Origin of the sequence: Paenibacillus nasutitermitis (assembly GCF_014641075.1) — a bacterium.
Classification (GTDB): Bacteria; Bacillota; Bacilli; order Paenibacillales; family Paenibacillaceae; genus Paenibacillus_Z; species Paenibacillus_Z nasutitermitis.
In genome coordinates, this window is record NZ_BMHP01000004.1 from 340,223 (window position 1) to 366,009 (window position 25,787).

At 52.7% G+C, this 25,787-nt stretch carries 17 protein-coding genes and 1 pseudogene; 17 read left to right on the plus strand and 1 reads right to left on the minus strand.

The window, feature by feature from the left end; translation table 11 throughout:
* Window positions 1–2 precede the first annotated feature (2 nt).
* Window positions 3–1,271, plus strand: a complete 1,269-nt coding sequence (purD, locus tag IEY46_RS26180) for a phosphoribosylamine--glycine ligase (RefSeq protein WP_188996760.1) — start codon at window positions 3–5, stop codon at window positions 1,269–1,271.
* A gap of 708 nt (window positions 1,272–1,979) precedes the next feature.
* Here the strand turns inward: purD and IEY46_RS26185 are convergent.
* The gene (locus IEY46_RS26185) at window positions 1,980–5,312 is read right to left on the minus strand and encodes a DEAD/DEAH box helicase (protein ID WP_188996762.1); all 3,333 of its coding nucleotides are present in this window, start codon (window positions 5,310–5,312) and stop codon (window positions 1,980–1,982) included.
* A 347-nt stretch (window positions 5,313–5,659) separates the two neighbouring features.
* Between IEY46_RS26185 and IEY46_RS26190 the strand changes: the two genes are divergently transcribed.
* From IEY46_RS26190 to IEY46_RS26265, 16 genes and pseudogenes are all read left to right on the plus strand, one after another.
* Window positions 5,660–7,474 carry a sensor histidine kinase gene (locus IEY46_RS26190; RefSeq protein ID WP_188996764.1) on the plus strand — a complete coding sequence of 605 codons (1,815 nt, stop codon included), beginning with the start codon at window positions 5,660–5,662 and terminating at the stop codon, window positions 7,472–7,474.
* 1 nt (window position 7,475) lies between these two features.
* Window positions 7,476–9,023 (plus strand): response regulator transcription factor, encoded by a 1,548-nt coding sequence (locus IEY46_RS26195; RefSeq protein ID WP_188996766.1) that lies wholly within the window; start codon window positions 7,476–7,478, stop codon window positions 9,021–9,023.
* 251 nt (window positions 9,024–9,274) lie between these two features.
* A complete protein-coding gene (locus tag IEY46_RS26200; RefSeq protein ID WP_188996768.1) occupies window positions 9,275–10,771 on the plus strand; it encodes an ABC transporter substrate-binding protein in 1,497 nt (498 codons plus the stop codon).
* Window positions 10,772–10,916: 145 nt separating this feature from the next.
* On the plus strand, window positions 10,917–11,855 hold the full coding sequence (locus IEY46_RS26205; RefSeq protein ID WP_188996770.1) for an ABC transporter permease: 939 nt from the start codon (window positions 10,917–10,919) through the stop codon (window positions 11,853–11,855).
* Window positions 11,856–11,928: 73 nt separating this feature from the next.
* Entirely contained in the window at window positions 11,929–12,846 is a 918-nt protein-coding gene (locus IEY46_RS26210) for a carbohydrate ABC transporter permease (RefSeq protein WP_188996772.1), read from the plus strand.
* A gap of 23 nt (window positions 12,847–12,869) precedes the next feature.
* A complete protein-coding gene (locus tag IEY46_RS26215) occupies window positions 12,870–14,189 on the plus strand; it encodes a glycoside hydrolase family 125 protein (protein ID WP_188996774.1) in 1,320 nt (439 codons plus the stop codon).
* A 235-nt stretch (window positions 14,190–14,424) separates the two neighbouring features.
* Window positions 14,425–15,408, plus strand: coding sequence for a polysaccharide deacetylase family protein (locus IEY46_RS26220; protein WP_188996776.1), 984 nt, complete (start codon window positions 14,425–14,427; stop codon window positions 15,406–15,408).
* Between the two features lie 171 nt (window positions 15,409–15,579).
* Window positions 15,580–16,950, plus strand: coding sequence for an FG-GAP repeat domain-containing protein (locus tag IEY46_RS26225; RefSeq protein WP_188996778.1), 1,371 nt, complete (start codon window positions 15,580–15,582; stop codon window positions 16,948–16,950).
* 85 nt (window positions 16,951–17,035) lie between these two features.
* Window positions 17,036–17,404 (plus strand): annotated as a pseudogene (locus IEY46_RS36940) (response regulator transcription factor); the annotation flags it as partial.
* A gap of 78 nt (window positions 17,405–17,482) precedes the next feature.
* Window positions 17,483–17,974 (plus strand): winged helix-turn-helix domain-containing protein, encoded by a 492-nt coding sequence (locus IEY46_RS37120; RefSeq protein WP_373288902.1) that lies wholly within the window; start codon window positions 17,483–17,485, stop codon window positions 17,972–17,974.
* The gene (locus IEY46_RS26240; RefSeq protein ID WP_188996780.1) at window positions 17,975–19,399 is read left to right on the plus strand and encodes a sensor histidine kinase; all 1,425 of its coding nucleotides are present in this window, start codon (window positions 17,975–17,977) and stop codon (window positions 19,397–19,399) included.
* 626 nt (window positions 19,400–20,025) lie between these two features.
* Complete coding sequence (locus IEY46_RS26245; protein WP_188996782.1) at window positions 20,026–21,690, plus strand: peptide ABC transporter substrate-binding protein; 1,665 nt, start codon at window positions 20,026–20,028, stop codon at window positions 21,688–21,690.
* A gap of 226 nt (window positions 21,691–21,916) precedes the next feature.
* The gene (locus tag IEY46_RS26250) at window positions 21,917–22,846 is read left to right on the plus strand and encodes an ABC transporter permease (RefSeq protein ID WP_188996784.1); all 930 of its coding nucleotides are present in this window, start codon (window positions 21,917–21,919) and stop codon (window positions 22,844–22,846) included.
* Window positions 22,847–22,849: 3 nt separating this feature from the next.
* Entirely contained in the window at window positions 22,850–23,764 is a 915-nt protein-coding gene (locus tag IEY46_RS26255) for an ABC transporter permease (RefSeq protein WP_188996786.1), read from the plus strand.
* Between the two features lie 13 nt (window positions 23,765–23,777).
* On the plus strand, window positions 23,778–24,806 hold the full coding sequence (locus tag IEY46_RS26260; RefSeq protein ID WP_188996788.1) for an ABC transporter ATP-binding protein: 1,029 nt from the start codon (window positions 23,778–23,780) through the stop codon (window positions 24,804–24,806).
* A complete protein-coding gene (locus IEY46_RS26265; protein WP_188996791.1) occupies window positions 24,799–25,755 on the plus strand; it encodes an ABC transporter ATP-binding protein in 957 nt (318 codons plus the stop codon). Before IEY46_RS26260 ends, IEY46_RS26265 begins: the two co-directional genes overlap by 8 nt.
* The last annotated feature ends 32 nt before the right edge of the window (window positions 25,756–25,787 follow it).

A 25,787-nucleotide genomic window follows, 5' to 3' on the forward strand; every position in this document is an offset into this window, starting at 1 on the left:
CTGTGCGGATTATGGTTATCGGCGGCGGCGGGCGAGAGCATGCCATCGTTTGGGCGCTGAATAAAAGCGATAAAGTGAAGAAGATCTATTGCGCTCCGGGTAATGCCGGAATTGCAGAACTGGCGGAATGTGTTCCAATCACGGTTAACCGGTTTGCAGATTTGATCCAGTTCGCCTGCGACAATGAGGTGGATCTGGTTGTTGTCGGACCGGATGACCCGCTTGCGGACGGGATCGTCGATGCCTTCGAGGAGCGGAATATTCCGATCTACGGTCCGCGCAAGAACGCGGCGGCCATTGAAGGCAGCAAAATCTTCATGAAAAACCTGCTGAAGAAGTACAACATCCCGACAGCTAAATACGAGACGTTCACCGATCATGCAGCTGCGCTTGCTTATCTTCGCGAGCAGACGGCACCTATTGTGGTCAAAGCGGATGGGCTTGCGGCCGGTAAAGGCGTTACGGTCGCTTATACGCTAGCGGAAGCGGAGCAGGCTCTGCATGATATGATGGTCGGCAAGGTGTTCGGCGAATCAGGCGGACGTGTCGTGATCGAGGAGTTCCTGGAGGGGCAGGAAATGTCCATTTTGGCTTTTGTGGATGGGGAGAATGTCCGCGCCATGGTGCCGGCCCAGGATCACAAGCCGGTCTTCGACGGGGACAAAGGTCCGAATACCGGGGGAATGGGAACGTATACCCCACTTCCTCATATCGACCGGGCGCTTGTCGAGGATGCCATTGAGAACATCATCAAGCCGACTGCCAAAGCGATGGTCAGCGAAGGCTGCCCGTTCCGCGGTGTCTTGTTCGCCGGTCTGATGATCACCAAGGGCGGCGTCAAAACAATCGAGTTCAACGCGCGCATGGGCGATCCGGAGACGCAGGTCGTGCTGCCGCGTCTGGAAACGGATCTGCTGGATATTATTCTGGCCTCGCTGAACGGCCGCCTGGACCAAATTAACATCACCTGGAGTGATGAGGCGGTCGTCTGTGTAATCGCCGCATCCGAGGGTTATCCGGCCGCTTATCCAAAAGGCCGCGTCATTACGGGACTGGATGCCGCCAAAGCACAAGGAGCACTTGTTTTCCACGCCGGCACCGCTGAGCGTGACGGCGAGATTGTGACCAATGGCGGCCGCGTGCTTGGCATCGTCGGGCGCGGCAAGGATATTGCCGAAGCCCGCGCCCATGCCTATGAGGCGGCATCCGCCATTCATTTCGACGGCATGCACAGCCGCACGGATATTGCGGCCAAAGCGCTAAAAGGCTAGCAAAAAGCGATATGGATCATCCTGTGACTGATATCTCAGAATAGGATATCGAGATTGCAGGATCCGCTTATAAAGCCGAATTGGTTTGGCTTTACTTTATGAATCGCTGACTGATTTGCGTAATTACACACCATGTTAAATTTTTAGCCGCTCATGGCTCACCTGACACCGCTTCGTAACCGGAAGCGGTGTTTTTTTATTGGGGGAAGAGACTATTGTGAAAGGATAATATTGAGGGGATTGCGTACACGGTGACGGCGGCCCATGGGGCTGTAAGCCGGAAAAACCTTGCTGCAGCATACGCGAGGGAAGATGAAGCACTGTAAGCCGGGGATTCCTTGCTGCAGCAGGTGGAAGCGGCGGAACAGGCGGCCCATGGGGCTATAAGCCGGAAAAACCTTGCTGCAGCAAGCGTATTGGAAGAAGAGGCGCTGTAAGCCGGAAATTCCTTGCTGCAGCAAGCGTGAGGGAAGATAAAGCGCTATAAGCAGGAAAAACCTTGCTGCAGCATGCGTGATAGAAGATGAATCGCTGTAAGCGGGAAAAACCTTGCTGCAGCCGAGGGAAGCAGGGAAACGGGCGGGACGTGGGAGTGTGAGCTGGAAGAACCAATTTGCTGCAGGCAGTCTGCGTCCGCCAGGCCTATACTAAAAAACTCAAAGCCCTTGCGTCACGAGAAAATATCTCGGCAGACCGGGGCTTCGAGTTTTATTGGTTTCCATTCATCATCAACAGGTCCCGTACATCCTGCTCGGTCAGCGTGGACAGCGCCTCCTGGCCGGGCTGGATGACTTCATCAATGAGATTCTTTTTCTTCTGCTGAAGCTCAAACATCTTGTCCTCGACGGTGCCCTGCGCAACAAGACGAATGACCTGAACGACCTTCTTCTGCCCGATCCGGTGGGCGCGGTCGGCAGCCTGCTGTTCCACAGCCGGATTCCACCAGAGATCATAGAGAATGACCGTATCGGCCCCTGTCAGGTTCAGGCCGGTTCCCCCCGCTTTCAGCGAGATCAGAAACAGATCCCGCTCCCCTTCGTTAAACCGGCTGCACAGGTCGACGCGTTCGGATGACGGGGTCTGGCCATCCAGGTAGAAGAAGGGCACTCCCTGATAGCCGAGCTCCCGGCCGATCAGCTCCAGCATCTTGGTGAACTGCGAGAAAACCAGCATCCGTTTCCCGGAGCTGCGGCATTCCTCGATAATGTCCAACAGCTGCTCGAACTTGGCTGAGCTCCCCTTATAATCTTCGACGAAAAGGGCAGGATGGCAGCACAGCTGGCGCAGCCTTGTCAGACCGGCCAGGATTTTGATGCGGTGCTTCTGAAAGCTGTCATCGTTCAGATGCTTCAAAGTCTCCTCCTGCAGCTGTGCCAGGTAAGCGGCATACAGCTTTTTCTGCTCCGGCAGCAGCTTGGAGGCCTGCACAGACTCGATTTTCTCCGGCAGCTCCTTAAGCACATCCGACTTCAGCCGCCGCAGCAGGAAAGGTCTGACCCGCTTGGCGACCGTATCCCTAGATAGATCCTGGAAAGTCCGAAGTCCCTTGAACAGCCCGGGAAACACGACATCGAAGATTGACCACAGCTCCTCCAGGTGATTCTCTATCGGCGTTCCCGTTAAGGCGAACCGATACTGGGCGGCAAGCCCTTTTACGGCCTGTGCCGTCTGCGTGAAATGATTCTTGAAGGTCTGCGCCTCATCCAGAATAAGCGTGTGAAAGGACTGGGCGGCATAGACCTCGATATCCCGGCGAAGGAGCGGATAGGAGGTGATAAGGACATCCGTGCGGGAAGCTTTCTTCAGCGCCGCGAAGCGCCCTGCCTGGGGACCGTCGGCTATGATGCTGCGAATCTCGGGCGCAAATTTCTTCAGCTCGTTCTGCCAGTTATAGACAAGGGAAGAGGGGCAGACGATGATTGCCGGCTGCTTTCCGCTGCGGATCTCCGGCAGAACAGAGACAAGAAATGCGATGCTCTGCAAGGTTTTGCCCAGCCCCATATCGTCGGCAAGAATACCGCCGAAATGATAATATGCCAGTGTTTTCATCCATTGGAATCCATATTTCTGGTAATCGCGAAGGACAGGCTCCAATCGTTCCGGCACCGGGAAATCCAGATGATCGGGATTTCTCATATTTTCCAGAAGACGGCGGAAGGACCTGCCCAGCTTGACGGCTTGTCCAGCTGCATCAGGATCCATCATATAGAGGCCGTGGACGACCGGAACGCGGAATGTGTAGCCTGTAAGATCCTGCTTGATGAGCCCGGTTTCGTTAATGAAGCGTCGGATCTCCTCGAATTCCGCAGTCTCCAGCGGCATAAGCGCTCCGCCCGGCAGCCTGTAGTATCGGCTTTTCTCCTCGAGCGCCTTCACCAGACTGCGAATTTCCGCTTCGGCAATGCCATCCATCTCGAAGGTAAAGGCCAACCAGTCCGTCCGCTCCTCCAGTTCCACCTTGATTCGGGGAGGCGTTCCCTGGTGAAGCCTGGTTTTGACGGCCGTGGTCGCATAGATCTGCAGCAGCTTCTCCAGCTGTGGCACGATGTGGTACAGAAATTCATATTCCCCTTCTTCATCCTCCATGAAATAACCGGCTTCCGTTGGAACGAAGGAGCTTTGTTCCATCAGCTCCAGGATCTGTCCTTCCCGTTCGCCGTCCCTCATAAGAATGCGGCCTTCGCCGCGCTGCTGGCCGGCTGTTTCCAGGGCATTCATCACAATATCCCCGTATTGAAACTCCAACCCGGCAAGCAGGCGGTGTTTGACACGGTCCAGGTACAGCCTCGCTTTCAAAGGAGAGTGCACCATACGCTCGGAAACGGCTTGCGAAATATGCACGGTACCGAGCTTTATTAAGCCGGGGATAACCTTCTCCATGAAGGGCTCCATCTGCTGCGGCAGAATCTGCATCTGTGTTGTACCCTTGGCATCAAGCATCCGCTTCAGCTCGGACAGACGTTTGCATTGCTCGGCGGGGAGCTTGAGCAGCCGGCCCTCCAGAAGTACGATCCCATAAGCTTCCATCACGATAAGCGGATCCAACCCGTCTACCTTCAGCTGGTACCCGGCTGTCCCGGCTTCGTCGAATTGGAAGACGAGGGGAAGCTTATCGTCCGAGAGGCTGATCCCGGATACGCTAAACCCCTCCTGCTCGACCTGTACGGCTGGCGCGGCTTCCAGAAGCGGATGAAGCGGCTCCCAGGAGGATGGGGGGATCAACAGCATGCGATCACCGCCTGCAGGGCGGGTAGGGCTGGAATAAGCATCCGACGATTCGCGGTAGAGCTGCTCTTGATGAAGAAGCCCAATGAGCTGCTGGAGAACGGCATCATCCGCCGGTTGAAAGCAGTGAACAAGCGGATCATACGTGAAATTTCCGGAGAACACATAGGTTTCCCTGCGGTCGATACACTCCAGAAATCCTCTTATATGCTGTACAATATATAGCCGCTTGGTGCCTGTTCTGATTTCGATGCCCGGCATATGCTTGCCGTAGCCATAGGCGTAAGGCTTGAAGATAAAGGTTACCTGCAGTACGGTCCGGGTGTCGAATAGAGGCCTGGTGCCCGTGGGACGCACCGGACGGTCTCCGAACAGCCCCAGCATGCTGCTGACGAGCTTGCTGTCTTCTGCCGTGGAACGGGAGGCGGATCCATCGTACCGCGGAAGAAGATGGCCGGGTTTATCGGGGAACCCGTTCTCGGATTGCTGAATCCTGGCCATTGATGCCGGAACGGAAATCCGTCCATCCTGCTGCAAATCGTGAATGTTCAGCAGAACGGCTGCGACATGGCGGCAGTATTTGTCATAGGAAGGCAGAGCGGGACAGGTGCAGGCGGCGTGGACAACGCCTTCCTCATCGATACGGATGTGAACGTGGCAGCTGCCGCCGTCCTTGACGGTAGCCTCATAAACGGGCTCTTCGGGATTGAAGGTATGAAGGACTACTTTTCCTGACCGGTAGCAGGCCTTACCTCTATCGTAAGAAATCTGGCCGCACAACAACTTGATGACCCTGTGGGTCAGAGAAACGCTCATGGTTCGTGAAATCCTTTCCTGGTGGATATGTGAGTGTGATCCGCTTGACATGTAGTTTATGATAACAGATTTCCTGAATGGACGGGAGCCGAACGGAGTCGTCAGAGGCAGCCAGCAGTCGGAATCCGTCAGGTATCAGCAGACAAACGACAGAGGGAGCCGCAAGCCGACAGGCCGACAACTGTCAGGATAAGGCAGGGCACAGAAGTGAATACTGGGGAAGGAAAACCTTATTTTAGACAGGATTCCTTTAATCTCTACCTATTTTAATGCCGCCAATCACGTTATGATGGAGGGATGCGGACAGGGTGCTGCTTTTATAAAAAGTGGCTGGGAGGAGGACGTTCATGCGGCTGGGTAAGATTTATCGCAACTACATCAGCAATAATCTGTTCGTGAAGATGATCCTGATCTTCTCGGTCATTGCTGTCTTTACGATTGCCACGCTCTCCTATTTTACCTTTTATTTCATGTCCCGCTCGATTATACAGAACGAGCTGAATAACCAGAAGGATGCCATGGAACGCGTCAACCGCTATATCATCGCCAAGCATGAAGGGGTCCAGCTGATGGTTCAGAACATGTACCGGGACCAGCAGCTGTCGGATAATGTAACCTACCTGCTCAAGCATTCCTTTCAGGAATATATCAACCGCCGCCTCGACCAGTTTTTGGGCAATCGGATCGGTTCGACGGATGCCATTGTCTATTTTAAAAACAGGGTTGAGGATGACCAGGATATCGAGAATCTTCTGCTCTACAGCACGGAGAAACAATTTCTCTATGTGCAAAGCCAGCGGAATTTATCGCGGTTGATTACGACCAACCCTTCGAGATCCTTTATTCCCGATGCCATGTCGCAGCTCAACGGCAATATTTCGGTGCCCAATGAATGGGTGCGCAAAACCATCGCCCAGCCTAATCCGAGGCTGTATTCGGTTCATAGCCCCATCAGCGACCTCGGGACGCTGAAAGCGGTCGGGCAATTAGTCGTTTATTTCAATTCCGACAGCATCTCGAATGCACTCTCCGGATACGAGAATGATATTGGCGGATATATTCTGGTGCTGGCATCCGGTGGTGGAGTTATTTTTGACTCATCGGGCACCTATTACGGGTCAGCCTATCCGTATGCGGACAAGCTGAATACGCTGGCGGGGCAGGGCGAGCTGGAGCAGGAATCATACATTTCCACCCTGACGCCAAACAATCTGGGTTATATGGTCGTCGGCGTCGCGCCCAAAGCGGAGGTGGCCAAGTCCTACCGGACGCTCAGGAATCTGATCCTGCTGATCAGCATGGCGTGTATTCTCGTTGCTATCATCGTGCCTTCGCTGGTCGTGGCCAACGTTGCCAAACGTACCAACCTGATTATCCGCTCCATGCGCAAAGTCGAGACCGGCGACACCTCCGTCCGGATTCAGGATGTCAAAGGGGATGAGCTGGGACAAATCTCGCGCAGCTTCGACCAGATGCTGGGGGAGCTGACGCGTCATATTGACCGAGTTTATAAGGCGGAAATCAAACAGAAGCATACGGAGCTTTCGGCGCTGCAGGCCCGGATTAATCCGCATTTTCTCTACAATACGCTGGAGGTCATCCGGATGCGGGCCATTTCGCAGGGAGTCACGGATGTAAGCGAGATGATCTACAGCCTGGCGGTGCTGTTCAAAAGCTTCGTGCAGCAGGAAACTATGGTTACACTTCAGGAGGAAATGGAGAACTGCCGCCGCTATCTGGAATTGTTCCGCATTCGTTACAAGGATAAATTCAGTTATACCATTGACTATGAGCCGGAGCTGGCAGGGCGGAAAATGATCAAAATGTCGCTGCAGCCCATCGTGGAAAATTATATTGTCCATGGCATACGTCCTGACGACATGGATAATGTGCTGACGGTCCGTGCAGCCGAAAGGGACGGAATCATTCACATTATGATCAAAGATAATGGAACCGGCATTCCTTCGGAGAAGCTCGAGCAGATTCGGGAATCGTTTCAGCTTCCGGAGAATGAGGAGACCAGCGGCTTCGGTCTGAGAAGCGTGAGGGAGCGCCTTAAGCTGGTGTATGGCGCAGACTGCGGCGTAGAGCTTGCAAGCGGTCCGGATACGGGGACGGCTGTCCATATCTGGTTTCCAAATTCGCCAAGGGAGGATAGCTGAAATGTATAAGGTGTTTCTGGTTGATGACGAGCCTTTTATCCTGGATGGACTTTATGACGCGGTAGACTGGTCCTCTTATGGACTGGAGCTGACCGGCCGGGCCGGCAACGGCAAGCAGGCGCTGGAGTGGATGAAAGAGGTGCCGGTGGATATTCTGATCACCGATATTACGATGCCCGTGATGAATGGACTTGAGCTGATCGCCGCCGCCCGGCAGCAGTATCCGGAGCTGAAGATTATCATTCTGAGCGGCTACAATGAATTTGATTACTTGAAGCAAGGGATGAAGCTGGGCATTGAAAATTATTTGCTCAAGCCGATTAATTTTACCGAATTAACGGAGACGCTCCGGAACACCGTGGAGAAACTGGACGCGGAAACCCCGGCGACCCGCGGTCCCGTCTTCACCGACGATGAGATCGGCATCCTGAAGGACAATATTCTCTACCGCTGGATGACCGGCCAGATTGCTCCCGACGAACTGGCGGAAAGGGCGCGGATGCTGGGGATCGTCTTCGAATGGCCTTTTTTGCTGGCCTCTCTTGTCAGGCCTGATGATGAGGACGAGAAGCGGGTGCTGGAGCTGCGCCGCGAGATCAAGCAGCGTGTTGCCGCGGAGCGCTCGACGATTTGTTTTACGAATCTGGAGGGGGATATCGTCATTGTGTTTATGGGCGACAGCCCGGAAGCCTGCAAGCTGGCGTCGCTTGATCTGCTGACCCGGCTGCGCAGCGAGCTGGGCGAATCTTACCGGTCACGGATTTCACTGGGAATGGTGAAGCGCATCGGCGACGAGCATGAGCAGAGCTACGAGCAGGCGCGGCGCGCGCAGGAGTATTTTCTGATGCTGGGCCGCACGGATATTGCCGAATACGAGACACTGATTCCAGACCGGAGCGCACAGCTGCCGCAAATTCCCGTGGACTGGTCCGATCTCGGAAGGCTGATGGTCGCCAAAGATAAAGAGCAGTTGTTTACGCGGATTGAGGAAGAGTTCCACCACGCCCAGAAGCAGGAAGGGATAACCCCGGCGCTGCTCCGCAGTCTGGCCATTGAGATGATGCTGCGTTTGAAGATGGAGCTGAATGATCTGAAGTCGGCACAGGCTATGGTAAGCGGACTATATAAAGATGTGATTGGCAAAGCGTCCCATGCCTCGGATGTTGCGGAGCTGATCGCACTGGTGCAGGAAGCGGCCGAGATGATGATTGATATCCTGGGGCAGGACGATAGAAGTCCTATTGTCAAACAGGTGCTCAGCCATATCCATGAGTTCTATATGGAGGAGATGTCCTTGAAATCGCTTGGCCGCCAGTACAATATTCATCCGGGTTATCTCGGCAAGCTGTTCCATAAGGAAACCAATGAGACCTTTACGGACTATATGAACAAATACCGGATCCAGCAGGCCAAGGAAATGCTCAAGAACACCACGATGAAGGTGCATGAAATCGCGCGCGCAGTCGGCTACTGGGAAACGGGTTATTTTCACAAGCAGTTCAAGAAATATGTGGGTATCTCGCCAACGGATTACAAAGGCCTGCTCTAACAGCCCGGATGGATCTCCGGTTTGCGGGGCAACATCCTCTATACGGTTCAGGAAGGATTTGGAACGCTTCCAACACAAGGAGCAGCTGCCGGCAGACTGCTTCTTCCGTTAGGGGCTGGAAGTCCTTTTTTGTTTATTTTGAACACGATATGTCTAGTTTGTTCTCTATTTGTAACGGTTTTCATCAGGTAATCTAAATAAGAGCCTAAGAGGCGTACTTAAGCCTTAACTACACGGGAGGGTTATCTAACATGACAAGAACGAGAAAAAGCGTCGGGCTGGCGCTTGCGCTGATGCTGGCGGTTGCATTGGTCCTGAGCGGCTGCGGCAGCAAAAACAACGACAACACAGCTGCAGGCAATAGCGGCGGCGACAGCGGCGGCAGCAAGGATAAGCCGGTAGAGCTGGTCTGGTACACGATCGGGACACCGCAAAAAGACGTAGACAAAGTCATGGCGGAAGTCAGCAAGTATACAGCAGAAAAAATTGGCGTCACCATCAAAATGAAAATGCTCGACTGGGGCGACTATGACCAGAAGATGAAAGTTCTTACCGCTTCCGGCACGCCGATGGATATTATGTTCACCAGCTCATGGGCGTTTGATTATGTCCAAAATGCCCGTAAAGGCGCGTTCGCACCAATTGACGAGCTGCTCACCAAATACGGCGACGGCATTGTGAAGGAACTGGATCCGGCTTTCCTGGAAGGCTCCAAGATCGATGGCCACAACTATGGGGTCCCGGCTAACAAAGAGCTTCCCGCACAGGAAGTATGGCGCTTCAACAAGAACCTCCTCGATAAATACAATCTGGATATTTCCAATGTGAAATCGCTGGAGTCTCTGGAGCCGCTGCTCAAAACCATCAAGGAAAAAGAGCCGCAGGTTGCAACATTCGCAATCAACAAAGACCACGGGCCGCTAGTGCCTTACGACTACATCATCCAAAGCCTGCCAATGGCGGTGAAACTGGACACAACGGATTACAAAGTGGTCAATGTGCTTGAAACACCTGAAATGAAGCAAGCGCTGAAAACGATGCACAGCTATTACAAAGCCGGTTATATCTCGCCGGAAGCCGCAACGGTCAGCTCGCTGGACGATCTGCAGAAATCCGGCAAATGGTTCGTTGACCGCGCGTCGACCCAGCCGTTTGCGGACAACCTCTGGTCGAAAGGCTACGGGTATCCGGTCGTATCGACACCTGCTTCCGATTCCATTGTGTTCAACTGGTCGGTAATGGGCTCCATGCAGGCGATCTCGGCAAACTCCAAACACCCGGACAAAGCGATGCAGTTCCTGAATTTGGTTAACAGCGATCCTGTTCTGCGCAACATGGTAGATTCCGGCATCGAAGGCGTTCATTTCAATAAAGTCGATGACACGCATATGGAGAACCTGCCTGATGCCAAAAACTATGATATGCCGACCTTTGCAATGGGCAATATCATGCTGACCTATTTGACAGAAGGAGACCCGGAAGACAAATGGGCGCAGTTCAAAACCTTCAATGACGCAGGTGAAACTGCGCCAACGCTCGGCTTCAACTTCGACAGCTCCAAGGTTGTGAATGAGCTGGCTGCCGTACAAAACGTAAAAGGCGAGTTCTGGCCGGCACTGATGACTGGAACCGTTGATCCGGACAAATACCTGCCGCAAGCGATTGAGAAATTCAAAGCGGCCGGACTGGACAAAATTATTGCGGAAGCCCAAGCCCAATTGGACGAGTGGAGAAAAACGCAAAAGTAAACTGCTTATTGAATCACATGGGAGGGGCGGATGCATGCGTCCGCCCCTCCTTCATTACCGGAGCTTATGCTTCCGATGTGAGTCTTCTTGTTGCAGAGGAGCATAATCAAGGAAGTACAAGAAAACTCTCAAGGAGGAGGTTGTGATGAATACGCTGGGAAGAATTCTTAAGGATATTAGCAAAAACAAAGCGATGCTATTCATGGTGCTTCCGGGTACGATTTGGTTTTTCTTCTTCTCGTATCTGCCGATGGCCGGTACAGTTATTGCGTTCAAGGAATACCGTATGAGCCAGGACGGTTTTCTGGCCAGCATTCTAAACAGCAAATGGGTAGGGCTGGACAACTTCAAGTTTCTGTTCAGCACCGAAGATGCGTATGTCATTACGCGCAATACCATCTTGTATAATGTCGTTTTTATTATTCTGGGTCTTGTGTTGGCCGTCGGCCTTGCGATTGTGCTGGTGGAAATTGTTAACAAACGCTTGTCTAAAATATATCAGACGGCTATTTTCCTGCCTTATTTTCTTTCCTGGGTTATTGTCGGTTATTTCGTATTCAGCTTTCTTAGCGCGGACAAAGGGCTCGTAAACCAGTTTCTGACTTATATAGGCATGGAACGGATTAATTGGTACGCCGATCCGCAGAAATGGCCTTATCTGCTTGTTATTATCAACATGTGGAAAACAGTTGGCTACAGCAGCGTCGTTTATTTGGCGGCTATCATCGGGATCGACAAATCCCTGTATGAAGCGGCCATGATCGATGGGGCGAGCAAATGGGATCAGATCAAAAACATCACGATTCCCATGCTCAAGCCGCTTATGACCATATTGACTTTGCTTGCAATCGGACGCGTATTCTATGCTGATTTTGGTTTGTTCTATCAAATCACACGCGATTCCGGCATGCTTTACTCCACTACGAATGTTATCGATACGTATGTGTATCGTGGACTTAAATTGACCGGCGAGATCGGAATGAGCACAGCAGCAGGCCTGTACCAATCGGCAATCGGCTTTATACTGGTTATGACATCCAACTGGGTTGTGCGCAAATTCAACAAAGACAACGCCTTGTTCTAGGCTAAAGGTTCAGCACGTCCGGTCAAGTCATGAGACTTGCTGAACAACTTCTTGACGGAAAGGAGAAACGGTTATGTCGAAAACTCAGAGCAAGACCCGCGATTTTCAAAGGCTGTCCCCCGGAGCCAATATACTGTTCAATATTATTGCCGCCTTGTTCGCGTTTGCCTGCGTATTTCCTTTCTTGTTCGTGCTGATTATTTCCTTCACGGATGAGAATGCGCTGGCCAGTAACGGTTATGCCATTATTCCGGATGCCTGGAGTCTGGAAGCGTACCGTTATTTGTTCAAAACCGGCGATTCCCTGCTTCATGCTTATGGAGTAACCATCTTTATCACCGTAGTGGGGACGCTGATCAGTCTGATTTTCGTGACTCTGTACGCTTATGCGATTTCCCGCAAAAGCTTTAAATACCGTCATTTCTTCAGCTTTTTGGCGTTCTTCACCATGCTGTTCAACGGAGGACTGGTCCCGACTTATATTGTCGTGACCCAGCTTCTGCACCTGGGTGACAATATCTGGGCGCTGATACTTCCGATGGCGGTGAATGCCTTCTACATTATGATTATGCGGACATTCTTCAGCACTATGGTTCCCGATGCGATCATCGAGTCGGGACGGATTGACGGGGCAGGAGAACTGCAGACATTCCTCCGTCTGGTTCTACCGCTTTCGCTTCCGGGACTTGCCACCATCGGGCTGTTCAGTACACTCGGCTACTGGAATGACTGGTTCAACGCCCTGCTCTATATCGACAGCGCGAACCTGGTTCCGCTGCAGTCGATGCTGATGCGGATCGAGACCAGCATGCAGTTTATTATGCAGAACTCCGCCAACTCATCGCTCAATACCGGCATTCTGCAAAATATGCCGCAGGAGACAGCGCGGATGGCGATGGTTGTTCTGGCGACCGGACCGATTATTCTTGCTTATCCGTTCTTCCAGCGTTATTTTATACAAGGACTGACGATCGGCGCAGTCAAAGAATAATCATTCATGGAGGTTAAGAACAGATGAAGCAATTCCGGTTACCCAAAATCGACATGCCAAAGCTTCCGCTTCCTGTCGCCGTTCAGGCTGTACTGGATGAGGCGGAGGAGAAGCTGGCCCATCGACCCAAGCTGCTCCAGCTGTTCCACAACTGCTTTCCCAACACGCTTGAGACGGCAACCAAATGGATGGAAGACGATACGACATTCATTCTGACCGGAGATATTCCGGCGATGTGGCTGCGCGATTCAGTCGAGCAGGTGATTCATTATGTGCCGCTTGCTGCGGAAGATGCGGACCTGCAGCGGATTCTCGCTGGTCTGATCAAACGGCATATGGCAAGTATTATCATCGATCCGTACGCCAACGCCTTCAATGAGTCGGCTAACGACTGGCATTGGAATGCAGGCGACGAGACGGAGATGGGACCATGGGTCTGGGAGCGCAAATTTGAGCTGGACTCGATCTGCTTCTCGATCCGCCTTGCCCATATGTATTGGAAAGCGACCGGCAAAAGCGATATTTTCGATGCGAACTTCAAGACGGCAATGAAGGCCATAATCGGGCTGTGGAAGACCGAGCAGCGCCATGATCAGCTCTCTGCTTACCGCTTCACGCGCGATAACGGTATTGCAACCGATACGATCCGCAATCATGGCGCGGGGATGCCGGTGAATTATACGGGGATGATCTGGTCGGGTTTCCGTCCAAGCGACGATGTATGCGATTTTCATTACAATGTCCCTGCCAATATGTTCGCCGCTGTCTCGCTGGCGCAGCTTGGCGAAATCGCCGAGTGGGTCTATCGCGATTCGGCGATGGTGAAGGAGCTTGCCGGGCTTGAAGCGGATGTCCGCCATGGCATTGAGTTGTACGGAATTTACCGGCATCCGGAATTCGGCTCCATTTATGCCTATGAAACGGATGGCTTCGGCAATTACTGCTTGGCGGACGATGCCGGAACCCCGGGTCTGATGTCGATTCCATACCTCGGTTATACGGCCGTGGACCATCCCGTTTATCAGAATACCCGCCGGTTCGCCTTGAGCCGGAGCAACCCTTATTATTACGAGGGCAGCGCGGCCAAAGGAATCGGAAGCCCGCATACGCCTCCGGGATATATCTGGCATATGGCCCTCTCGATGCAGGGTCTTACCGCCTCTACGAACGAGGAGAGACTCGCCATGATCGCTATGCTGGAAGCTACCGATGCGGACACCGGATATATGCATGAAGGTTTCCATGCCGATGACCCCTCCATATTTACAAGGGACTGGTTCGTCTGGTCGAACAGCCTGTTCGCCCAGCTCGTTTACAAAGCAATGAAAGACGGCATCTTATAAGCCGGATGCGCGTATACAGGCATGGATTCAAGCCGGAACGGTTCTTCGTTCCGGCTTTTTGTCTATGGGCAGCTTTTCCGTATCCCCTTAAGGGGATGGCGTTAGCCCGGCAGCAGCCTTTTTCACAATCGACACAAGCTATATGAAATTACTCGAATGATGTTACACTTTTGTAACGACTTATCGTGATGCCTCCTTTACCATAAAGGTATAGCGGAATGGGAGAGAGAGCGATATGATACCTAGAGAGTTGTTTACAGACAGGAGAAAGAAGAAAAGGCGGCGCCGCTTGGTGCTGCTGGTCATTGCCGCAGCCATCCTTTTATTTGTGGGCAGCTACAATACGCAGTCTGCCTGGGATCTGTGGGCGGATGATAACATTATCGGAAGCGCAGAAGGTGTCGAAGCATTAAGCGGAGGATCGGCGCCGGGCGATTCGCCTCGTGAAGGGCAGAATATCGCTTCGGCGGCTGGAGCTGAAGAAAACGGAGATCTGAATTTGTCGGGAAAGGTCGAGAAGCAGCCTGCCGGAACCGGCGGTCAGACGGGCCAGAAGCAGGATAAGGGAGGCAATTCAACTTTAAAGCTGGATAAACCGACCTCTCCGGTTGTACAATATGAAGCAAAAGCCGGAAGCAAGCTGGTGGCCCTTACGTTTGATGACGGGCCGGATACTTCGTACACGCCCGCTATTCTGGATATATTAAAGCAGTACAATGCAAAAGCCACTTTCTTTACCGTAGGCACGCAAATCAAGAAATACCCGGACATGATGAAGCGCATTGTCAAGGAAGGTCATGAAATCGGCAATCATACCTATCACCATAAAGATCTGTCGAAGCTCGACAGCGATCATATCGCAAACGAAATCATGTGGACGGATACACTGATCCAGCAAGCCGTCGGATATGTACCCCGTCTGGTGCGAGCGCCGTACGGAGCGACGAACAGCACCTTAAACGAAATGATCGGGGCTAACGGACGCGATCTCGTCGGCTGGACGGTTGACACCAGAGACTGGGCGGGCGAATCGGCTGCAAGCATCAAAGCTAATGTGAACAAAAACACGAAACCCGGCGGCATTATTCTGATGCATTCTTTTGGCAGCAAGCATATTAAGAATACGGTTTCCGCTCTACCTGGCGTGATCAAGGAACTGCAGAAGAAAGGGTATACCTTCGTGACTGTCGATGAATTACTGGCTGCGAAGAAGCATTGATAATACAAGCGTGAGAGCGAAAGGTCAAACCTATGACAGCGGATTTCGCTGTTGTCAGGAGCGCCAAAGAAGAAGCGGATACGGTATCTTCTTTGCGGCAGTAAGGATGACCGGAAGGGGACAAGGGCAAGAAAGATGAAGCGACGATATAAAGGGGGGCGCTCTGGCAGGATGATAGGGCTGATGGTAATCGGCATGCTCATCCTGACAGGCTGTCAATATACCACCACGCCGGCTGATCTTCTGCTCAGTCCGCAATCTACGCCGGAGAATGCCAAGCTGGCTTCGGCCGTGCGCGACGCGCTTCCTGTCCGGGCCAAGCTGGCGCTGCCCGTTCAGGAAGCCTCCAATGCGGCCGTCAACAAAACGGATATTGACGGCGATGGAGAACAGGAAGCAATCGTGACTTTCGTCAATGAGAACGATACGGAGCAAGTGATGGTGCTCAAGCAGGATGGCAGCGGCCGTTGGAAGAAATGGTTCACATTCGATGAGTCCTCCAGTTACGGCATTGATCTGCTGCGCGTAGTCGATCTGGACCAGGATGGGCAGCCCGAGCTGCTTATTGGTTGGAACCAATACGGCGAGCCTCAGCATAACCTTGCAGTCTATCATATTAATGACCTTTACAACGGGGATAAGCTGCCGGGTCCCATTGCCGAGCTGCCTTATGATTCGCTGGGCATTGGTGATGTGGACGGCAATGGCGAGCTTGAGCTTGTGCTCATCCAGCTGAATCGCGAGCAGATGAAGGCTTCCGTGCATGTTCATGCCATTCATGAGGGGAGTATAGAGGAAATTGCTTCTGCTCCTCTGAATGGAAACGTGAATAGTTATTATAATTTGGCAATCGGCAAAATTGCCAATGGCCGTACGGGCATACTGGCCGATGCGAGTCTCGGAGCCCATTCCTCCAGTACAGTCATGCTGGCCTGGGTTGACGGCCGGCTCAGTAAAATCTATCCCCAGCCCAGGGCGAGCGGCGAGGTCGTGGAGAATAATGCCCGCCAGACCGTCGGAGGCGACGGGAATGGAGACGGGATTCTTGATATTAATGTGACACTGGAGGCGCCTGGACAAGCAGCTGATCTGCCATACAGCGAGCTGCTCTGGCTGGAGCAATACAAGCAGTGGGATGGAGCTGGAGAGTTCCAGGTGGTACAGGAGCGGTACATCGACAGCACGGACGGATACGAGCTCCGTTTTCCGGCGGAATGGCGCAATAACTATACGGTTCGACTGACGATCCTGCGGGAAGTCAGGCAGCTTGGGGTCGATTATTACAATCAGCAGACAGGAGACCGGGCGGAGCTCTTTGCCATCGAGCCGGTGCCGCTTTCGAATTGGAACGAAGAGGAGCAGGAACTGCAGGATGGTTCGAGAACCATGACCGTGCTGGCGAAGGCGGGCGGATTCGTATATGCCGCTGTCTGGTCGGAGGCGCCGGACAACTGGACGGAAGAAAGTAAAAAAGATTATGATAAACTTCAGTTGGACGAAGCGAAACTCAAGCAAGTCTTCAAGCTGCTTCCCCAGCATTGAATGTGTTGAATATATGTTACCGGTGAATGCAGGGCAGGTCGGCTCGATCTCCTTGTGGTCATTTGTCAGGAGGTTGGAGCCAGCTATGCGCATATTGCTGCTTGAAGATGAGGAAGCGATTCGCGGGTTTATCCGCATCAATTTAAAACGCAACGGGATGGATGTTACGGAAGCCGGGGATGGAGAGACAGCATTGGCGCTTGCCTATGCGGCCTCTCCTCCTTTTGATGTAGCGCTGCTGGACGTGATGCTTCCGACGATCAGCGGCTTTGAGGTATGCGGCGAGCTGCGGGAGAGGTTTCCGCGGATGGGGATTATTATGCTTACCGCAAAAGCTCAGGAAGAGGACAAAATCCGCGGCCTTGAACTGGGGGCGGATGATTATGTGCAAAAGCCCTTCAGTCCCGGCGAGCTGATTGCCAGGCTTAATGCGCTGCACAGAAGGATGATGCCGGGCGGCTTGACTTCGCAGGAGAGCGGCTCGGCTGATGGCGGGGACTCTTCGGCCGCTGGAGGCGCTTTGGGTATGGAGATGGAAGAGGGCCGCCCCGAAGAAGGGCCTGCGGCAGAAGCGGGACATGCAGGAGATGCAGGCGCAGAGCCGGGCAGCAGCGCAGCCCAGGGAACCGGGGAGGGATCTCCCGCCGCATCGCCCGTTATTCCTTCCCGTGATGGTTGGGCGGCGTCCGCGGGTCAATCGCCCGGCGTCCGCTCAGGCGAGCTGAGCTCGGGGCCTTTCAGGCTGTCTTCGACGGAGCGGCGCTTATGGAAGGGCGGCGTGGAGATCGTATTGACGCCGACGGAATGGACGCTCGTCATGCTGCTGATGGAGCGCGAAGGCGAAGGGCTCAGCCGCGATGATATTTTGGATGCGGTTTGGGGAAGGCATTTTATCGGCGATTTAAAAATTGTTGATGTGAATATTCGGCGAATCCGGCAGAAGCTGGAGGACAAGCCGTCCGATCCCCGGTACATCGAGACGCTCTGGGGATTCGGTTACCGCTGGAAACGGGGCGGACATTAAATGGGCAGCCTGAGGACACGCATGGTGTGGAGCTACGGAGTGCTCATTACGCTCGTTGTGGTTCTGCTCGGCGCCATGTTCGTCACCCTTGTATGGAATTATTATTACGGCAGCGCAGTCGGATCGGTTATCCAGCGGGCTGAGACGGAAGCGGCCCTTCATAACCGCAATATCTCCTATCAGCCAATGAAAGATAAAGCAAGCTATATGCTGCAAAATATGTCCGAGGGCACCGCGCATCTGCAGCTGCTGGATTACACGGGTTATCTGATCGTGGATAGCGACGGTCTTGCGGGAAATGGCCAGACTGTCGGTACACCCGATGTGCTTGAAGCGATGGAAGGCAAACGGGGGGTCTGGCGGGGCATCGATCCGCTCACGCATGAGCGGATCGCCGCGGTAACGCTTCCTGTCAAACAGGATAAGCATATCGTGGCGATGTTCCGTTACACCGCTTCGTTGATAAGCGTCGACGAGACGGTGCGCAATATGCTGTGGATCACAGTGCTGGTAGGATTCACCGTCGTATTGCTGTTCTTCGCCATGAGCGTGCTGCTGGCCAACCGGATAGCCATGCCGATCCGCAATCTGACGCGCGTGGCCGAGCAGATGGCCGAAGGGGACTGGTCCCGCCGGGCGACGCCACATGAGCGGGATGAGATCGGCCGTTTGGCGGAGACGCTTAACACGATGGCTTCCGAACTGACACGGAGGGAGAAGTTGAAGACTGATTTCATCTCTTCCATCTCCCATGAGCTGCGAACGCCTCTGACCTCGATAAAAGGCTGGAGCGAGACGCTTGCAGGCGACCCCTCCGACGCCGAGGAGCTGAAAATGGGCTTGACGATCATTGACCGGGAGACGGACCGGTTGTCCGGGCTTGTTGAGGATCTGCTGGATTTCTCCAAGCTTTATGCCAAAAGCATCATCTTGCATCCGGAACCTCTGGATCTTCTGAAACCGGTCAAGGAAACGATGCTCCAGTTCGATGCGCGTGTTCAGCGGGAAGGCATCCTGCTCTCAGCCAGCCTTGGCAGCAGCCATCCTCTGATGGTGGAGGCAGACGCCAACCGGATGAAGCAGGTGCTCATTAATGTGCTCGACAATGCTTTTAAGTTCACCCCAAGCGGAGGGAGCGTTGTTGTAACCGCGGAAGAGGAATCAGGCTGGGCGCGTATCGCTATCCGCGATTCGGGCTGCGGGATATCGCCGGATGATCTGCCGCATGTGCTGGACAAGTTCTATAAGGGCGGCAGCCAGAAGATGGGGAGCGGGCTCGGCCTTGCCATCTGCAAGGAGATCGTGGAGATTCACGGAGGCGCTTTTCGTGTAGATAGCGTGTTGGGGGAAGGGACCATGGTGACCATCCGGCTGCCGCTTATCCGGCAGGAAGAGCCACATCCTCCCGATCAGACAGGTGCCTGATGCAAACACGCCAATGTTATTCTTTATAAAAAAGGGACTTGCGGTGGATGAAAACGAATGTTAAAGCCGCGGCGGCTCCCAGTATCAAAATGGTGCTGAGCCAATGACGGGTTATCCATTCAATCAGATGGGACATCAGCAGCTCAGCTCCTTTAGCGCCGTAAATTACCTTGCCAAGTAGTATGGATTTTTCGTCTGGAAGTTAGTCATGGGTTCGGTTGGATGGATATGGCTGCCCCATATAAGGGTAATAATTAATAATGAGGACATGTTAAGGGAGTCACGTCAGGTGGCTCTTTTTTTTATGCCTATCGTCTTGATCAAACACCCATATAACATGAAAAGTTAGCTATATGTCTATAATTAAAAACTGGAAATAAATATACTATGAATACCAGTTAATGCAATCATTTATAATAACAATTAAAGGAAATAAGTGAAAATATAATTAAACTATTACCTTAAATTCAAAATTTCATTTTATTTCCTTCATGATATTTTAAAAAAAACGATAGATATCATAAAATTGTTAGGTTATAATACTAACGTTGAGGTTAATTATTTCGCTGATAATTGGAAATTATTTGCGATAAAACCCTGGCAAAATTATATTTGGGGGTCTATTCATGAAGTTGAAGCCATTCATGTCAGGTATTGTGATTTTAACCCTGCTTGGATCTATATTGGCTGCCTGCGGCAATAACGATGCAGGTTCGAATACAGGTACCAACGGAAATGCGGGAAACACCGGTTCCAGCAAGAAAGAGCTGGTAATGAATTACCGGGCTGATCCTCCAGCACTGGATGTTTCGATTGCGGATACCTCTGCAGCTTTTACAATTCTTGGCGCGATCAGCGAAGGTCTCTACCGTCTGGACAAAGATTTGAAGCCGCAGCCGGCAATCGCGGAATCGCTGCCGGAAATCTCCGAAGACGGACTGACATATACCATAAAATTGCGTTCCGGTCTTACCTGGGAAGATGGAAGCCCGCTGACTGCGAATGATTTCGTATATTCCTACCGCAGGACGCTTGACCCGGCAACTAAAGCCACTTATGCGTTCATGGTTGCGTGGATCAAGGGCGGCAATGACATTCTGAATGCAAAATCGCCTGAAGCTGTCGAAGCAGCCAAAGAAAAACTGGGCGTCGAAGCGAAAGATGACACGACCTTGGTCATTACGCTGGATCATCCGGTGCCGTTCTTCACGGATCAGCTGGCTTTCCTGAACTTCTATCCGCAGAATGAGAAATTTGTGGAGGCTCAGGGGGATAGCAGCGGTGCGGATGCGGACAAGGTGCTGGGAGCAGGCCCGTTCAAGCTTGTCACCTGGAACCATGAGCAATCTCTTGTGCTTGAGAAGAATGACAAGTACTGGGATGCCGCTAATGTCCAGCTGGAGAAAGTAACGCTTAACATCGTGAAAGATACAAACACCGGTCTTAATCTGTATGAAACCGGCGAAACGGATTACACCGACGTCAAAGGCGACCAGATGAAAGATTATGATGGCAAGCCTGACTTGCAGATGAAGAATGAACTGGTTACCGGTTATATCAATTTTCAACAAAAGAAAGTTCCCGCTTTTGCAAACGCCAAAGTCCGTCAGGCATTCAGCATGGCTGTTGACCGTAAAGGGCTGGCTGATCTGGTATTGATGAATGGCTCCGTGCCTTCCACCGGTTATGTGCCAAACGGCAACCAGGACGGCAATGGCAAGGAGTTCCGCGCTGTTGTCGGCGATACGGAAGTAGCTTTCGACGCGGCCAAAGCCAAGGCCCTGCTTGAAGAAGGGCTGAAAGAATCCGGTGCGACGCTGCCGAAGCTCTCCATTATCGGCGATGACACGGAAACCGGCAAGAAACTGCTCGAATATATTGTGCAGCAATGGAAAACAAATCTTGGCGTCGATGTAGCGGCTGAACCGCTGCCGCACGCGAATCGCGTGGATCGTGAAACAAGCAAGAACTACACGATCGTCTCTTCGCTATGGGGCGCGGATTATAATGATCCGATGACTTGGCTTGACCTGTACGTGAGCGGCGGTCCGTTCAATACGCAGGACTGGTCGAACGCTGAATACGACAAGCTGATCAAGGATGCTCAGACGCAAACGGATCTGGCTAAACGTGCGGAAGAGATGGCTCAGGCTGAGAAAATTCTGATGGAAGAAGCGGCTGTATTCCCACTCTTCTTCCGCTCTTCGCCTTTTGTTATCAATCCTGCATTGAAAGACCTGATCTTGCCTCCGTATGGTCCTGATTTCGAATTGAAATGGGCGCATTACTAAACCTTATCGCGTTTTACTCTTATAAATTTCTATAAGGTCTAAGGGAAGAAATTCACTCTGCCGCCATAGGACGGCGCAGCCGTTTCTTCTTGACAACAAGGCATAGACAGCGATCATAAAACGCCAGGCATGGAAGGTCACAAAGGGGAAGCCGTTCAAGTTGCAGACTCGAACGGCTTCCTTCATGTTAAATGGTGATTGCTAATTTATGGAAGGGGGGATATTTATGCTCAAATACGTGCTGCGCAGATTCTTCTATATGCTCGTGACCTTATGGGTTATCGTCACGATTACCTTTTTCCTGATGAAGTTTCTGCCGGGCAATCCTTTCGGTGAAGCTGCGGCGAAGCTTACGCCGGAGAATCTTCAAATCCTGCGCGAACAATACGGTTTGGACAAGCCGCTGTGGCAGCAATATCTGAAATATATGGGTCAAGTTGTGCAAGGCGATCTCGGGGTTTCTTACCAGTTTCCAACCCGTTCGGTCGTCAGTGTCATTAAGTCGGCTTACCCGGCATCCTTTGAGCTCGGTCTTGAAGCACTTATTTTTTCGGTGATCATCGGCTTGTTTCTGGGAATTTTTGCAGCGCTCCGCCATAACAAAATCGGCGACTACTCCGCAATGTTCATTGCGATTGTCGGTGTTTCGATTCCATCCTTCGTTATCGGGCCGCTATTGTCTTATTTCGTGGGTGTGAAATTAAAGTGGCTCCCGCCTGGATTGTGGACCACGCCTGAGCACCGCATTCTGCCTGCTCTGGCATTGGCGCTTGGCACCATAGCCATATTGGCGCGGATGATGCGTGCCTCGATGCTGGAGGTCGCCGGGCAGGACTACATCAAGACGGCAAGAGCCAAGGGGCTTGCGACGGTATCCATTGTCGGCACGCATATGATCCGCAATGCCATATTGCCGGTCGTGACTATCCTGGGGCCGATTGCGGTCAACGTGCTTACCGGTACGCTGGTTATCGAGAAAATATTCTCTGTACCCGGGATCGGCTATCAATTTGTGAGTGCGATTTTAACCAACGACTATACCATGATTACGGGACTGACTATATTTTACGCCGCCATTTTGGTGGTCATGATGTTTTTGACCGATGTCATTTACGGTTTTGTTGATCCGCGCATTCGTCTGGGAAGGGGGAGATAAAGGATGGAAGTTATCGCCAAGGATCAGTTTGAACCGGCACCACAGTCCACAAACAAAGAAGCGATTCTGCGTCCTTCTCTCAACTATTGGCAGGATGCGTGGAGGCGTCTGAAGAAGAACAAGCTGGCTATGGCCGGACTGGTTGTCCTCGTCATCATTACGTTGCTGGCTATCCTGGCGCCGTTCTTCAGCGGCTACGATTACGAGACCCAGAATGCGGAAGGCGTTAATTTAAGACCGTCAGGCGACCATTTTTTCGGCACGGATGACTTTGGACGGGATTTATGGACCCGCATATGGTGGGGGGCGCGCATCTCCTTGACCATCGGAATTGTCGCAGCCCTGCTCGATTTGGTAATCGGGGTTCTATACGGCGGCATCTCCGCTTATTTCGGCGGCAAAGTCGATACGATTATGCAGCGTTTTATTGAAGTGGTGTATTCCATCCCGTACCTGTTGATGGCGATTCTGCTGCTCATGGTTATGGGTCCGGGCATGAAGTCGATTATTTTTGCCTACGTCATTACCGGATGGGTGTCCATGGCGCGGCTCGTTCGCGGGCAGCTTCTTGTGCTCAAGGAGCAGGAATTTGTTCTTGCGGCCCGGACATTGGGCGCCAATCCGTTCCGTATTATTCTGAAGCATCTCATTCCGAACGCACTTGGCGTGATTGTCGTACAAATTACATTCGTTGTGCCGGCGGCTATTTTTGCCGAGGCGTTTCTCAGCTTTATCGGGCTCGGTATTCGGCCGCCGCTTGCCTCGCTGGGCAATCTGCTTAGCGATGGCGCGCAGGTGATGAGATATCATCCGCACCGTCTGCTGTTCCCGACTGTGGTATTCAGTTTGATTCTGCTCAGCTTCAATCTGCTGGGCGACGGTCTTCGTGATGCTCTTGATCCGAAAATGAGAAAATAAGGAGGGGAGTCGAATGAGCGCACCTTTATTGAAAGTGAACGATCTGCAGGTTTCATTCAAAATGTTCGCGGGCGAGGTTCAGGCGGTTCGCGGCATCTCCTTTACGTTAAATAAAGGCGAGGTTCTCGCCATCGTCGGGGAATCCGGCAGCGGCAAGTCGGTGACGGCCCAGACCATTATGCGTCTTACGCCATCTCCGCCGAGCTATATCAAAGCAGGTTCCATTCTGTTTGATGGAAAAACCGAGGTCACCAAGCTCACCGAGAAACAAATGCAAAAAGTGCGCGGAGAGGAAATGGGGATGATTTTCCAGGATCCCATGACCTCGCTTAATCCGACCATGACGATCGGCAAGCAAATTGCCGAAGGACTACGCAAGCATCAGGGACTCGGGAAGTCCGAAGCGCTTGAACGGGCAGTCGAGCTGTTGAAGCTGGTTGGGATGTCCAACCCGGAAGAGCGGATTGGCCAATATCCGCATGAGCTGTCCGGCGGGATGCGCCAGCGTGTCATGATTGCCATCTCGCTGGCTTGCAATCCGAGACTTCTTATTGCGGACGAGCCGACGACAGCGCTGGACGTCACGATCCAGGCGCAAATTATGGATCTGCTCCGGGACATTCAGCAGAAGACGGGAACGGCTATTATTCTGATCACCCATGACCTGGGAGTGGTCGCCGAAATGGCGCAGCGCGTCCTGGTCATGTATGCGGGCAAGGTAGTCGAGCAGGGCGAGCTGAATGATATTTTCTATCATTCGCGGCATCCCTATACCTGGGGGCTCTTGAGCTCCACGCCCCGTCTGGACAGTGACCGCAGCGGTGAGCTTTATTCCATTCCCGGCACTCCGCCCGATTTGTACGCGCCGCCCAAAGGCTGTGCATTCGCTGCTAGATGCCCGCATGCCATGAAAATTTGCAGAGAGCGGGACCCGGAGCACTTCAGCATATCCGATACGCATAGCTCGGCCTGCTGGCTCAATCATCCCGATGCGCCGAAAGTAACGCCTCCCATGGCGGCAGGGGGTGTATCGCATGTCTGATCAGCCTATTCTGGAAGTGAAGAATTTACGCAAACATTTTCAACTGAAGGACAACCGGGTACTCAAAGCGGTCGATGGCCTTAATTTCTCCATCCGCCGCGGGGAAACCTTCGGTCTGGTAGGAGAATCCGGATGCGGCAAGTCAACGGCGGGCCGCACTATCATCCGTCTTTATGAGGCAACAGAAGGACAAGTGCTTTTCAACGGCAAGGATATTGGAAAGCTGAATGGAGCAGAACGGCTGAAGTTCAACCGCGAGATGCAGATGGTGTTTCAGGATCCTTATGCCTCGCTCAATCCGCGGATGACCGTAGGCAAGATCATTGCCGAAGGCATGGATATTCACAAGCTCTATACCGGGAAGAAGAAAACCGAACGCGTCCATCAGCTGCTGGATGCCGTCGGACTTAATGAAGAACATGCCGGGCGTTTCCCACACGAGTTCTCCGGCGGACAGCGCCAGAGAATCGGAATCGCGAGGGCGCTTGCGATCGAGCCCCAATTTATTATCGCCGATGAGCCGATCTCCGCGCTTGATGTGTCGGTTCAGGCGCAGGTCGTGAATCTGCTCAAAAAACTTCAGCGCGAGCATGGCTTAACCTATCTGTTCATCGCCCATGATCTGGCGATGGTCAAGCATATCTCCGACCGGATCGGCGTTATGTATTTGGGCAAGCTGGTCGAGGTGGCGGAATCGGGTGCGCTCAATGCCAACCCGCTTCATCCGTACACCCAGTCGCTTCTGTCGGCGATTCCGATTGCCGATCCACAAATCCAGAAATCGCGGGAACGGATTATCCTGCAGGGGGAGATTCCAAGCCCTGTCAGCCCGCCGAGCGGCTGCCCTTTCCGCACCCGCTGCCCGCAAGCGATGCCGCAGTGCGCGGAATCAATGCCGCCCTTCAAGGAAATTGAGCCGGGTCATTTTGCGGCTTGCCATTTATATTAATTCAGGAATGAGGATCTTTTACGATCCTCATT